At 67.9% G+C, this 12,897-nt stretch carries 12 protein-coding genes; 6 read left to right on the forward strand and 6 right to left on the reverse strand.

Going from position 1 to position 12,897, the window contains the following annotated elements:
• Positions 1-23: 23 nt before the first annotated feature.
• The 3 genes from WT26_RS02475 to WT26_RS02485 form a co-directional block, all read right to left on the reverse strand.
• Positions 24-1,007, reverse strand: a complete 984-nt coding sequence (locus tag WT26_RS02475) for an NADPH:quinone oxidoreductase family protein (RefSeq protein WP_069269630.1) — start codon at positions 1,005-1,007, stop codon at positions 24-26.
• A gap of 2 nt (positions 1,008-1,009) precedes the next feature.
• A complete protein-coding gene (locus WT26_RS02480) occupies positions 1,010-2,176 on the reverse strand; it encodes an FAD-dependent oxidoreductase (RefSeq protein WP_059716686.1) in 1,167 nt (388 codons plus the stop codon).
• Positions 2,177-2,277: 101 nt separating this feature from the next.
• A complete protein-coding gene (locus tag WT26_RS02485; protein WP_230461529.1) occupies positions 2,278-3,279 on the reverse strand; it encodes an aminotransferase class I/II-fold pyridoxal phosphate-dependent enzyme in 1,002 nt (333 codons plus the stop codon).
• 1,211 nt (positions 3,280-4,490) lie between these two features.
• Here WT26_RS02485 and WT26_RS02490 point away from each other — a divergent pair.
• The 6 genes from WT26_RS02490 (at position 4,491) to WT26_RS02515 (ending at position 10,258) form a co-directional block, all read left to right on the forward strand.
• On the forward strand, positions 4,491-5,021 hold the full coding sequence (locus tag WT26_RS02490; protein WP_069269632.1) for a DUF1697 domain-containing protein: 531 nt from the start codon (positions 4,491-4,493) through the stop codon (positions 5,019-5,021).
• 99 nt (positions 5,022-5,120) lie between these two features.
• Positions 5,121-5,387, forward strand: a complete 267-nt coding sequence (locus tag WT26_RS02495; RefSeq protein ID WP_069269633.1) for a DUF6039 family protein — start codon at positions 5,121-5,123, stop codon at positions 5,385-5,387.
• 269 nt (positions 5,388-5,656) lie between these two features.
• Positions 5,657-6,172: a peptide-methionine (R)-S-oxide reductase MsrB gene (gene msrB, locus WT26_RS02500; protein ID WP_069272098.1), complete on the forward strand. Its 516-nt coding sequence runs from the start codon at positions 5,657-5,659 to the stop codon at positions 6,170-6,172.
• 31 nt (positions 6,173-6,203) lie between these two features.
• The gene (locus tag WT26_RS02505; protein ID WP_069272099.1) at positions 6,204-8,066 is read left to right on the forward strand and encodes a cytochrome c biogenesis protein DipZ; all 1,863 of its coding nucleotides are present in this window, start codon (positions 6,204-6,206) and stop codon (positions 8,064-8,066) included.
• 32 nt (positions 8,067-8,098) lie between these two features.
• The gene (msrA, locus tag WT26_RS02510) at positions 8,099-8,842 is read left to right on the forward strand and encodes a peptide-methionine (S)-S-oxide reductase MsrA (protein ID WP_069272100.1); all 744 of its coding nucleotides are present in this window, start codon (positions 8,099-8,101) and stop codon (positions 8,840-8,842) included.
• A 297-nt stretch (positions 8,843-9,139) separates the two neighbouring features.
• The gene (locus WT26_RS02515) at positions 9,140-10,258 is read left to right on the forward strand and encodes an aromatic ring-hydroxylating oxygenase subunit alpha (protein WP_069272180.1); all 1,119 of its coding nucleotides are present in this window, start codon (positions 9,140-9,142) and stop codon (positions 10,256-10,258) included.
• Between the two features lie 54 nt (positions 10,259-10,312).
• Here the strand turns inward: WT26_RS02515 and WT26_RS02520 are convergent, their stop codons facing one another.
• From WT26_RS02520 to deoC, 3 genes are read right to left on the reverse strand one after another with little or no spacing between them, the layout of a single operon-like run.
• Positions 10,313-10,702 carry a cytidine deaminase gene (locus tag WT26_RS02520; protein ID WP_069272101.1) on the reverse strand — a complete coding sequence of 130 codons (390 nt, stop codon included), beginning with the start codon at positions 10,700-10,702 and terminating at the stop codon, positions 10,313-10,315.
• Positions 10,703-10,757: 55 nt separating this feature from the next.
• Positions 10,758-12,074, reverse strand: a complete 1,317-nt coding sequence (gene deoA, locus WT26_RS02525; protein WP_069272102.1) for a thymidine phosphorylase — start codon at positions 12,072-12,074, stop codon at positions 10,758-10,760.
• A gap of 11 nt (positions 12,075-12,085) precedes the next feature.
• Entirely contained in the window at positions 12,086-12,883 is a 798-nt protein-coding gene (deoC, locus tag WT26_RS02530) for a deoxyribose-phosphate aldolase (RefSeq protein ID WP_069269635.1), read from the reverse strand.
• Between the last annotated feature and the right edge of the window lie 14 nt (positions 12,884-12,897).

Genomic DNA, 12,897 nt, shown 5'->3' on the forward strand with positions numbered 1-12,897 from the left:
TTGAGATGAAAGTCGGACGGCAGTCAGTTCCGCCCGGTGCTAAGCACCACCTTTCCGGCCACCTTGCGCTGGCGCAGCAGCTCGATTGCGTCCGCAGCCTCCGACAGTTCCATGACGCGCGACACGTGCGGTGCGAGCTTGCCGGCCTCGAACCAGCCGAACAGCGTGGCGAACGCCTTGCGCACCCAGTCCGGCCGGCTCGCCCGGTAGTGCCCCCAGTAGAAGCCCATCACGTCGCAGTTCTTGACCAGCAGCAGGTTCGCCGGCACGCGCGGGATCTCACCGCTCGCGAAACCGATGACGACGATGCGCGCCTCGGGCGCGACCACCCGCAGGCTGGCGTCGAACGCGGCCCCGCCGACCGGGTCGTACACGACGTTCACCCCCTTCCCGCCGGTCAGCGCCTTCACCTGCTCGCGAAAATCGTCCCGGCCGGCCTCGATCACGTGGTGCGCGCCGCTGCGGCGGGCAGCCGCCCGCTTGTCCTCCGAGCTCGCCACCGCGATCACCGTGGCACCGAGCGCCCGGCCCACTTCGATAGCGGTCAGGCCGGTGCCGCTGCCCGCGCCGTGCACCAGCAGCGTCTCGCCCTCCTGCAGCTTCGCGCGCCACGTGAGCGCGCCGTACGACGTGCCGTAGGCGATGGCGAAACCTGCGCCGGTCGTGAAATCCATCGACGCTGGCATCCTGAACAGGTTCGCGGCAGGCAGCACGACCTCGTCCGCGAAGCCGCCCCACGCAAGGATGCCCATCACCCGGTCGCCGACCGACACCGACGTCACGCCGGGCGCCGTCTCGACGACCGTGCCCGCAATTTCGAAACCCGGCACGAACGGCAGCGCCGGCTTGGTCTGGTAGCGCCCCTCGACGATCAACGTGTCCGCGAAATTGATGCCGCACGCATGCACGTCGATCCGCGCCTCGCCCGCCGCGAGCGGCGCCGACGTCACGTCCCGCAGCGCCAGCGCCCCGGTGCCGTCATAGGCTTCACACACGATCGCTCGCATGATCAAGCCCCGGCCGGCACGTCGTCGGCGCGCGCGCCCGGACGGCCATCCTGCTCGATGCCTGCCGGCCCGGCCGACAGCATGTGTTCGACCCGTTCCGCAGCCTCGAGCGCGCATCCCCACGACAACGTCACACCGGCCCCACCATGCGCGTAGTTGTGCAGGATGTGCGTGCCCGATACCGCTTCGAGCCGCACGTTGCCATGCCTGAACGGCCGCAGCCCGGCCCGCACCGGCTCGCCCGGATCGATCTCGGCGTTCGCGAGCGCGGGCATGAACTCGATGCCCCGCCGGTACATCCGCCGGATCGGCTCGTGATTGTCGAACCCGATGTCCGTGCTCCATTCGTCGGCTTCCGCGATCGCGCCGAGCACGATGCGGTCCTCGCCGCGCGGCACGATGAACACGATCTCGTCGACGCCCGTCACGTGGTCGTGTGACACGCAGTGCGCCTGATCGAGGCGCGGGATCCTGCTGCCGTCGTTCACGAGGCGGATCACGGCGCCGCGCAGCGGATACATCGGCTCGCCGCTCAGCTCGGCCGCCCCGAGGCCCGCGCAGTTGACGATCGCATCGACGCCAAAGTCCGCCTTCAGGCGCGCCTCGTTCGCCTGCAGGTCGCCTTCGATCCGCTGCTGGATGACCCGGATGTTCTTTGCGATCACCTGACCCAGCAGCCAGGCCATGTAGACGTCCGTATCGACCATCGGCGCGAGATGGCAATACGCGTCGACGAGTCCGAAGTCCGGATTCACGCCGTTCTCGCGGATCAGTGCCGGATCGCGCCGGAAACCCGGCACGTGCTGGCGGATCTCGTTCATCTTCTCGAGATGGAGCGCGTGCTCCTCGATGCGGTTGCGGAAGTAGAAATTGACCGGACGGATGTAGACGCCGGTCGCCGGATCGGCCGCGAGCGTCTCGAACTTGCGGAACGAGACCATGCACCAGTGCTTCGAGCGCTCCAGCGAAACCTCGTCGTGGTGATAGCCACAGACGGCGGGCGGCCATTCCCACAGGGCGCCGGCCACCACCGACGTGATGTTTGGCGCGAATTTCTCGCCGACGACCGTCACGCTGATGCCGCGCTTGTGCAGGCACAGCGCAGTCGTCAGGCCGGCCACGCCGGCACCTATGACGAGCGCGCGCCCCTTCTCTCCAGGTTCCCTCATGTCTTCTCCATGAATCGGTCGCGCCACGCGACGTCGAGGCGGCCGACAGGAAGCAGCAATGACGGGCGCGCCGCGCCCGCCGCACGGACTACTGCGGATGATCAGCCCCCGGCCGGTGCGTCCGAGCGCGGAACGCGCTGCCGGATCACCGTCGCGAGACGCTCGATCTCGTCGTCGGGATGGCCTGCGGTGATCAGGACGCGCAGGCGGGCCGTGCCGCGCGGCACCGTGGGCGGACGGATCGCGGTCACGAAGAAGCCTTCATCGGCAAGCATGCGCGATGCGTTCAGCGTGGCCATCTCGTCGCCGATGATGATCGGCACGATCGGAGTCTGCGGCTCGGGGATGCCCAGCGACGCCGCGAACGCCTTCGCTTTCGCGAGCGGCCGCTCGACAAGCGCCGGATCGGTGGCGATGATCTCGAGCGACGCGATGGTCGCCGCGACCGTCGCCGGGGGTTGGCCCGTCGTCAGTCCATAGGTGCGCGCGCGGTTGCGGATCAAGTCGATCACCGGGGCCGAGGCTGCGAGGTAGCCGCCGTAGCTGCCCACCGCCTTGCCTAGCGTGCCCATCTTCAGGGGTACGCGCGCGTCGCGCCCGGTCGCGAAGGTCGCGCCGCGCCCTTGCCCCACGACACCGATGCCGTGCGCGTCGTCGGACATCACCCAGGTGTCAAAACGATCGCCAAGCGCGACCAACTCCTCGAGCGGTGCGATGTCGCCGTCCTGTGAGAACACGCCGTCGGTCAACAGGATCGCCTTGCCATGCGCGCGCCGGTGCTCGTCCAGCAGCGCCTCGACGTGGGCGAGATCGTTATGCCGGAACCCGACGATCCGGCCGCGCGACAACTGCGCGCCCGCCCACAGGCAGCCGTGCGCGAGTTCGTCGATGAGGATCAGATCCTCCTTGCCGACGAGGGCCGGGACAATGCCCGAGTTCGCGAGGTAACCCGAGCCGAACACGCAGGCGGTCTCCGTGCCCATCAGGCCGGCGAGCCGCGCTTCGAGATCGGCGAACAGCGGGTGATTGCCGGTCACGAGCCGCGACGCGCCGGCACCGGCCCCATAGCGGCGAATCGCGGCGATCGCCGCTTGCTTCACCACCGGATGCTGGGTGAGATTGAGGTAGTCGTTGCACGAGAACGAAAGCAGCCGGCGTCCGTCCCGGCGGATCCAGATTCCTTCGCTTCGATCTGTTTCCGTGAGTGCGCGACGCAAGTTCGACGCGCTCAGCTCCGCGAGCTTTTGCTCTGCAAATGAATCAAGCGAATGTGTCACTCGGTCCCTCTCTTCCCGATGTTCCGTTCAATGAACATCCGTACCGCGCTGCCCGCGCGTCCGGCACAAGGTAACGCCATCCCCGCGGGGCGTCGCGGCCATGGGTGCATGTCCATCATCTGAATGCCGGCCCCGATCCGTCGGCGCGCACTCGGAAAACACCGGGTATTTCCATGAAAAAATACGAATATGCATTGATGCACGGCCCCTTCAATCTCTTGCTCATTTGTGACAGGCACATCGAATTCGCAACGGAGTCGCTTAGTGCCTCATACAGACGACACCATTGCGGCTTCGGCGACTTTCGCGCAAGAAAGGTTCGAATTAGGTCGTTTCTCGACCAAATCCCAATAAAAGCACTGTTGCAATAAAAAACAAGAAACCGACGTGACTCTCAGGCAGTCACGAGCCCCGTGATATCAGGCTTATCGATCAAATCAGCGCCACATCACTCGGCAATCTTGTTTTCTTAAATATCTCGGTATTGATTTTGAATCTATCTTGCCTGTTAACCGGCATTAGCAAGCCAGGAACTGACTTGATCGGCCACTGAACCCGGCCCGTTTTGTTTTCCGCACTGAAAAGCGTAAGGGCGTGCCAGAACGACGCACATCAAAGCGCTGGCCGACAGACTCGGGGGAGTTTCTTCAACGGGACATTGCGATAATGATGCGATCCTCTTTAAACAATCTAAATCTCCGTTAGCTGAAAGCTCATCGAGTCGACAAGGTAGTACACGGCGTTTTCAAAGTCAACTTTATTGGCATTTTTATGTCGCGCGCGCAAGCGCAAGCATTAAACTCAATATTTTGTCGATTTGATTTGAATTTGTTTACAATCTTGCATGGCGACATGCCGATTCGTTAGGCCCTGCGATAAATAACAGGAGATTGATCTGAAATTCGATTCAAATTGGGTGATTGACGCCGTTACACGACTCATCACCGGCGGTATCGGCCGGCGGCATTCACGGCGGAGGACCTTGTTGGTCTTCCTCTATAGAATGGATCCTCCTTCCACCAGAATCCCTTATATCCATGCGTTACATCTGCCTGCTTAGAGGAATCAACGTCAGCGGCCATCGCAAGGTGACAATGAAAGAATTGCTGGAAATGTGCACGGATTTGAAATTCCGGAACGCCGTCAGCTACTTGCAGAGCGGCAATCTGGTTCTCGAATCGACGCTGAAGGCAGCCGAACTCGAATCAACGCTCGAGCGCGAAATCGCCGACCGTTTCGGCTATGCCGATGTCTCCGTGATGGCGCTCACCAAGGCCGGCCTCTCGGCCGTGATCGACGCACTACCGAAGCACTGGCGCGAGTACGACCCGTCCAAGCTGCACTTCTCGTTCCTGAAGATGGCGGGCGCCCAAGCCGGCAGCGCCGCGTCGAAAGACTATCTTCCCGACGAGTACGCGGTCGGCGAGCGCGTGGTCTATGTCCATTGCCCGAACGGATATGGACGCACCAAGCTGAACAACAGCTTCGTCGAACGGCTGACTGGCACGCAGGCCACGACCCGCAACTGGAACACCACGCACCACCTGCTTGAACTCGTCGCGGCCTAGTCGGCGCGGCATCTGAACGACCCAGCGCCAGCTCGCCCAGGGCCAGCGCACGACTATCTGCCCGAGGCGCGCGCGTTCGCGATCCAGCTTCAGAACTATATGAACGTGAAGCTGTCTCCCGACGCGGTCGCGCTCGTCTACGAGGAAGTGTTCGGACGTCACGGCAAAATGCATTGGCTCGTTCATATGAAGACCCCGTCCGACTACGGCCGCCTCCTCGACCTGGTCGATCACGACAAGGCGTTTCAGGATATCTACCAGGAAGACCGTCTGCCCGAGCGAGGCGGTGGCGACTGGGCGCGGATCTGCGTCCAGGGCAGCTTCCGCGAGCACGTGATCGTGCCGCGGCACGGTTTCGCACGCTAAGCGATGGACGAACCGGATCCGCGCAGCTTGCTTCCTCCCGCGCGTCACCAGATCGCGGACGCTGCCGCAGCGTGCGCGCAGTGCCACAAACCGATGGCCGCCGACGACCTGTCCTCCACTACGGGGCGCTCGGACGCGCTGCGGCAATGCCGCCGTTGCCGGCGACTGTCCCAGACATCACAAATCTTTTAACTTTCCGTGAGGACTTCGACACCGGCCGCTGACTACGATGGGCGCATGTTTTCAGGACCTGCTGCCAGGAGCCCATCATGCCCACCCGCAGACATCTGCTGTTCGCCGGCGCCACCGGCCTCGCCGCGCTCGCCGCGCTGACCTCCGCGGGCCGCCGCGCGCTGTTGCGCAGCGCCGTCGCCGCCCCGGCGGCCGGCGGCTTCGAAGTCACCCTCAGCGACGCCGAATGGCATCGCCGGCTCACGCCCGCCCAGTACACGGTCCTGCGCGAAGCCGGCACCGAACGGCCGTACACCAGCCCGCTGAACGACGAGCACCGGCACGGCACGTTCGCGTGCGCCGGCTGCGACCTCGCGCTGTTCTCGTCGGCCACCAAGTTCGACAGCCATACGGGCTGGCCGAGCTTCTGGAAGCCGCTCGACCACGCGGTCGCCACCCACACCGACGCGTCGTTCGGGATGATCCGCACCGAAGTGCACTGCCGCCGCTGCGGCGGCCATCTCGGCCACGTGTTCGACGACGGCCCGCCGCCGACCGGCCTGCGCTACTGCATGAACGGCCTCGCCCTCACGTTCCATCCGACCCCGGCCTGATCCCGCCCCGAAACCCCACGGAGACTGCCTCATGCTGCTCATCGTCCTTGCCTATCTCGGCGGCGTGCTCACGATCCTGAGCCCGTGCATCCTGCCCGTGCTGCCGTTCGTGTTCGCGCGCGCCGACCAGCCGTTCGTCCGCACCGGCCTGCCGCTGCTGGCCGGCATGGCGCTCACGTTCGCCGTCGTCGCGACGCTCGCGGCCGTCGGCGGCGGCTGGGTCGCGCAGGCCAACCAGGCCGGCCGCTGGGTCGCCATCGTGCTGCTCGCGGTGTTCGGCCTGACGTTGCTGATGCCGCGCCTCGCGGAGCACCTGACGCGCCCGCTCGTCGCCGCCGGCAACCGCCTCACCGGCTTCGCGCAACGCGACGGCCGCCCGGCCGGCCCCGCGTCGTCGCTGCTGCTCGGCGTCGCGACCGGCCTGCTGTGGGCGCCGTGCGCGGGCCCGATCCTCGGGCTCGTGCTGACCGGCGCCGCGCTGCGCGGTGCAAGCGTCGGCACGACGCTGCTGCTGGTCGCGTATGCGGCCGGCGCGGCGACGTCGCTCGGCGTCGCGCTCGTGATCGGCGGCAAGGTGTTCGCCGCGATGAAGCGCTCGCTCGGCGCCGGCGAATGGATCAAGCGCGGGATCGGCGCGGCGCTGCTGGCCGGCGTCGGTGCGATCGCGCTCGGCCTCGACACGGGCGCACTCGCGCAACTGTCGACCGTCACGACGGGCGGGCTCGAGACGAAGCTCGTCGACCGCCTCTCGGGGCGCGGGCCGGCCGCGCAACCGGCGATGGCCGCGACGGGCGCCGCGGACGGCACGACGACCGCCGCAGGCGCGCCCGTGCAGCCGGACGGCGCGATGATGCGGGCCGCGGACACGTCGCCGCAACCGGCCGTGCAGGCGATGCGCGCCGCCGCCGCACCGGCCACGCTGCCCGTCGAGGGCACGCTGCCGTCGCTCGACGGCGCGGTGCAGTGGCTGAACTCGCCGCCGCTGACGGCGGCCGGCCTGCGCGGCAAGGTGGTGCTGGTCGATTTCTGGACGTATTCGTGCATCAACTGCCTGCGCACGCTGCCGTACACGACCGCGTGGGCGCGCAAGTACGCGCCGTACGGGCTCGTCGTGATCGGCGTGCACGCGCCCGAATTCGCGTTCGAGCGCGACATCGGCAACGTGAAGAAGGCCGTGCACGACCTGGGCATCGACTTCCCGGTCGCGATCGACAACCACTTCACGATCTGGCGCGCATTCAACAACGAATACTGGCCCGCGCACTACTTCGTCGACGCGCGGGGCCGCGTGCGCCGTCACCACTTCGGCGAAGGCGAGTACGCGGAATCGGAGCACGCGATCCAGTCGCTGCTCGCCGAGGCCGGCCATCCGGAAGCGCTGAACGTGCCGCTCGGGCTTGCCGGCGCGCCCGCGCAAGGCGCGCAGGCCGCCGACAACGCGGACGTCCGCTCGCCCGAAACCTACGTCGGCTACGCACGCGCCGAGGATTTCGTGTCGCCCGGCGGCGTGGTGCGCGATGCGGCGTACCACTACGCCGAGCCGGCTCGTCCCGGTCTGAACGACTGGGGCCTCGCCGGCACGTGGCGGATCGGCGCCGAACGCGCGACGCTCGCGGCGCCGGCCGGCCGCATCGTCTACCGCTTCCACGCACGCGACCTGCACCTGGTGCTCGGCCCCGGCGAGGACGGCAAGCCGGTGCGCTTTCGCGTGACGCTCGACGGCGCGGCTCCCGGCGCCGCGCACGGCAGCGACGTCGATGCGCAAGGCTACGGCACCGTGACCGGACAACGCCTGTACCAGCTGGTCCGGCAGCCCGGCACGATCGCCGATCGCACGTTCTCGATCGAGTTTCTCGATCCCGGCGTGAATGCCTATGCGTTCACGTTCGGCTGAGCGCCGGCGGACTTCTTGCACAGGAGCACATCGTGAGTACGACATCATCGCCCAACCCGGCCCCGCGGCGCGGGGCCGTCGTCCGGCATCGCGCAGCCGTTCTCGCAGTCGCCGCCGCGGCCGCGTTCGGTTACCAAAGCACCGTCAATTCGGCCGAACCGGTCGCCGCCATGCCGGCGCCCGCACTCGACGAAAAGCCCGGCGCATCGCACGACGAGACGGCCGTGCTCGCCGGCGGCTGCTTCTGGGGCGTGCAGGGCGTGTTCGAGCACGTGAAGGGCGTGAAGCAGGTCACGGCCGGCTATGCGGGCGGCGCGTCCGAAACCGCGCACTATGCGCTCGTCGGCTCGGGGCTGACCGGGCACGCGGAATCGGTTCGCATCGTCTACGACCCGACCCAGATCACGTACGGCCGGCTGCTGCAGGTGTTCTTCTCGGTCGCGCACGATCCGACCGAGCTCAACCGGCAGGGCCCCGACGAGGGATCGCAATACCGGTCGGCGATCTTCCCGACCACCGCGCAGCAACGTGCGGTCGCGACCGCTTACATCGCGCAGCTCGGCACCGCGCACGTGTTTCCGGCGCCGGTCGTCACGCGTGTCGAGGACTACAAGGGGTTCTACCCGGCCGAGGCCTATCACCAGAACTACCTCGAGCTGCACCCGGACGCGCCGTACATCGCGTACAACGACATGCCGAAGATCGCCGGGCTGAAGCAGTACTTCCCGGCGCTGTACCGCACCGACGCGGTGCTGTGGCGGCAGACGCGCCTCTGACGCGCCAGGCGCGCGCAGCGGGTATCGACGTCCCGCCGCGCCGCCGGCCGCCGCCATCGAGATCGACGCGCGCGCAACGATCCGCATCGTGCATGTCGTCGTGCCACGCGGATCGTTGCGCATTGCCGCGGATCGCATCGCCGCATCGCCCTCCCGCACGCGCGGATTCGTAGAGAACAACCCTAGCCCTGCCACGCAAGGCCGGCTCCCTCCGGGCAACTTCGCGTAGACTGAATCACGGCGGCCGCTCGCGTTCGGAGACGATCGCCGCTCCCGCCCCGGATGGAGACGTCAAGCATGCGTATCGCGCCTTTGCTGGACAGCAGTCCCGTCGAACCGCCCGCCAGCACGCAGACGCGTGACCTGCGGCGCGTGCCGATTCATCCCGATCACTGGTACCCGCTCGCGTGGTCGCGCGAGCTGAAACGCGGCAAGACGCTCGGCGTGCGCTTCGCCGGCGATCCGATCGTGCTCGTACGCACTGAATCCGGTGCCGTGTACGCGCTCGAGGATCGTTGCGCGCACCGCCAGGTACCGCTGCACGCGGGCGTCGTGAGCGGCGAGACGCTGCGCTGCTGCTATCACGGCTGGACCTACGCGTGCGACAGCGGCCGCTGCGTCGACGTGCCGTACCTCGGCCGCGAGCGCCTGCCCAACGGCGTGCGCGCGTATCCGTGCCGCGAAGCGCACGGGCTGATCTTCGTGTTCCCTGGCGATGCCGCGCTGGCCGGCGAGCGGCCGCTGCCCGAACTGCCGTCGGCGGAGGACAGCGCGTTCAAGACGCGCCGCTTCGGCCGCGAGGTCAAGTGCCACTACTCGTTCATGCACGAGAACCTGATGGACATGAACCACCAGTTCCTGCATCGCAAGCAGATGGGGCAGATGCGTGCGCGCTCGGTCGGCCGCCGCCGCGGCGACGACTGGGTCGAGGTGGATTACACGTTCGCGCGGATGGAAGGCAAGCAGCCGGTCGGCGAGGCGCTCGTGTTCGGCGCGAGCAAGAAGCCGGGCGAGCAGGCGAACAAGAGCGTGATGACGGTGCGCACAGGTTATCCGTACCAGACGCTGCAGATCCGCTCGAGCGAAGGCACGCTCGTGATGGACCTGTGGATCGTCTACGTGCCGCTCGACGCCGAGCAGCGCACCAACCGCACGTTCGGACTGCTGTCGATCCACAAGCCCGGCATACCGTTCGCGCTCGATCTCGCGTGGCCGCTGCTCGTCTGGTTCACCGAGCGCATCTTCCGCGAGGATCGCTGGATCGTCGAGCGCGAGCAGGAAGCGCATGACCGGCAGGGCGCCGACTGGAACCACGAGGTGTTTCCGGTCATCAACGAGCTGCGCGACCTGCTGCGCCAGTGCGGCGCGCGCACGGTGATCCCGATCCGCGACGCGGGCGCGAGCGACGACGCCTGACACCTGACGCAGCCGAACCCGCGCGGCGGCGTCACGGCGCGCCGCGCGGGCTCGCTACAGACGAAACGCGCCCGGCAATAGCGCTTGCGCGGTCGTCACTTCGACATCGCCTTTCAGGTTGGCCAGGATCACTTCGATGTCCGGCGTGCCGATCTCGACGATCACCTGGCGGCATGCGCCGCACGGCGCGATCGGGCCGTCCGTGTCGCCCACCACCGCGAGCCGCGTGAAATCCCCCGGACGATAACCGGCGGCAATCGCCGCAAACATCGCCGTGCGTTCCGCGCAGTTGCAGAGCCCGTAAGACGCGTTCTCGACATTGCAGCCGTGAAAAACCGTCCCGTCGCGCGCCAGCAGCGCCGCGCCGACCTTGAAGCGGGAATACGGCGCATACGCGCGTTCGCGCGCCGCCTTGGCCTGTTCGATCAGTTTGTCTCGTTCCATTGCGACGATGCCTCGGGTGTTGGGGGGAGTGCGGCGGGATGCGATGCCGCGCGCATCAGTCGATCCACTGATAAATCGTCGGCGGCGCGTCGCCCGCGTCGCCCACCGTGTAGATCCGCTGGATTTCCGCGACCGCGCGCGCGGCGGCGTCCGCGTCGCGCGCGTGCACGAAGCCGAGCGGCTGGCCGGCTTCGACACGCTGCCCGATCTCCGCGAGCGCCGTCAGGCCGACACGGTAGTCGATCGCGTCCGCCGCGCGCGTGCGGCCGCCGCCGAGCGCGACGACCGCGAGCCCGAGCGCGCGGCAATCGACCCGCTGCACGACGCCGCTCGCGCGCGACGGTACCGGCACGATCACCTCCGCCCGCGCAAGATGACGCGCGGGTGCGTCGATCAGGTCCGCGGGGCCGCCGAGCGCCGTGACCATCTTCGCGAAGCGTTCGGCCGCCGCCCCCGAATCGAGCGCGTGCTGCAGCATCGCGTGCGCGCGCGCGGCGTCGCCGGCCAGCCCGCCGGTGACGAGCAACTCCGCCGACAGCGCCATCGTGACGTCATGCAGGCGCGCCGGACGCGACTTGCCCGTCAGGTAGTCGATCGCGCACGCCACCTCGAGCGCGTTGCCCGCGCAAGGCGCGAGCGACTGGTTCATGTCGGTGAGGATCGCGGTCGTCTTCATGCCGGCGCCGTTGCCGACGTCGACGATGCTGCGCGCCAGCTCCGCCGACTGTTCGGCGGTCGGCATGAATGCGCCGGAGCCGACCTTCACGTCCATCACGAGCCCGTCGAGCCCGGCCGCGAGCTTCTTCGACAGGATCGACGCGGTGATCATCGCGATCGATTCGACAGTCGCCGTCACGTCGCGAATCGCATAGATGCGCATGTCGGCCGGCGCCAGCCGCGCCGTCTGCCCGATGATCGCGACCCCGACATCGCGCACCGTGCGGCGAAACACGTCCGTATCGGGCGTCACGTCGTAGCCGGGAATCGCGCTCAGCTTGTCGAGCGTGCCGCCGGTATGGCCGAGCCCGCGCCCCGAGATCATCGGCACGTAGCCGCCGCACGCGGCCACCATCGGCCCGAGCATCAGCGACACGACGTCGCCGACGCCGCCGGTCGAATGCTTGTCAATCACCGGCCCGCCGAGATCGAGCCCGCGCCAGTCGAGCACGTCGCCCGAGTCGCGCTGCGCAAGTGTCAGCGCGACGCGCTCGTCGGTGCTCAGGTCGTTGAAGAACACGGCCATCGCGAACGCGGCGACCTGGCCTTCGGTCACGCTGCCGTCGGTCACGCCGCGCACGAACGCGGCGATCCCGTCGCGATCGAGCGGTTGCCCGTCACGCTTCCGGCGAATGAATTCCTGCGGTAAAAACATCGTCGAACCTCTCAATAGGAAGATGGCCGGACCGCGCCGGGCGCGTGCCCGAGCACGGCAAGCAGATTCGCGAGCAGGCTCGACGCGCCGAAGCGGAACGTCGCGGGCGTCGCCCAACCCGGCCCGAACACCTGCTCGGCGAGCATGAGATAGGCGGCCGCCTCGTCAGCGGTGCGCACGCCGCCCGCCGCCTTGAAGCCCACCGCGCGCCCGGACTCGCGGATCGTGCCGAGCATGATCGCGGCCGCGTCGAGCGTCGCGTTGACGGGCACCTTTCCCGTCGACGTCTTGATGAAATCCGCGCCGCCCTCGATCGCGATCTCGCTCGCCTGCCGGATCAGCGCCGGCTCGCGCAGCTCGCCCGATTCGACGATCACCTTCAGGCACTTGCCGGCCGCGGCCGCGCGGCATTGCGCGACCAGCTCGAGGCCGATTTGCGCGTCGCCCGCGAGCAGCGCGCGATACGGGAAGACGACGTCGATCTCGTCCGCGCCGAGCGCGGCCGCGTCGGCGGTTTCGCGCGCCGCCGCGTCGGGCGGCAGGTCACCTGACGGGAAGTTCGTCACGGTGGCGATCGGCAGCGCGAGGCCGCGCGCGGCCAGCGCGGCGCGCGCGGTTGCAACGAAGCGCGGATACACGCACAGCGCGGCGGGCGTGCCGACCGGCGTGTCGGCGGACGCGGCCAGCGCGTCGATCCGGGCGTCGGTGTCGTCGTCGTTCAGCGACGTCAGATCGACGAGGTGCAGCGCCTTGAGCGCCGCCTCGGTCAGCAGGTTGCGTGACACGGGGTCGATGGGGGAAGCCTTCATGCGGGAAAATCTCG

The organism is Burkholderia cepacia (assembly GCF_001718835.1).
Classification (GTDB): Bacteria; Pseudomonadota; Gammaproteobacteria; order Burkholderiales; family Burkholderiaceae; genus Burkholderia; species Burkholderia cepacia_F.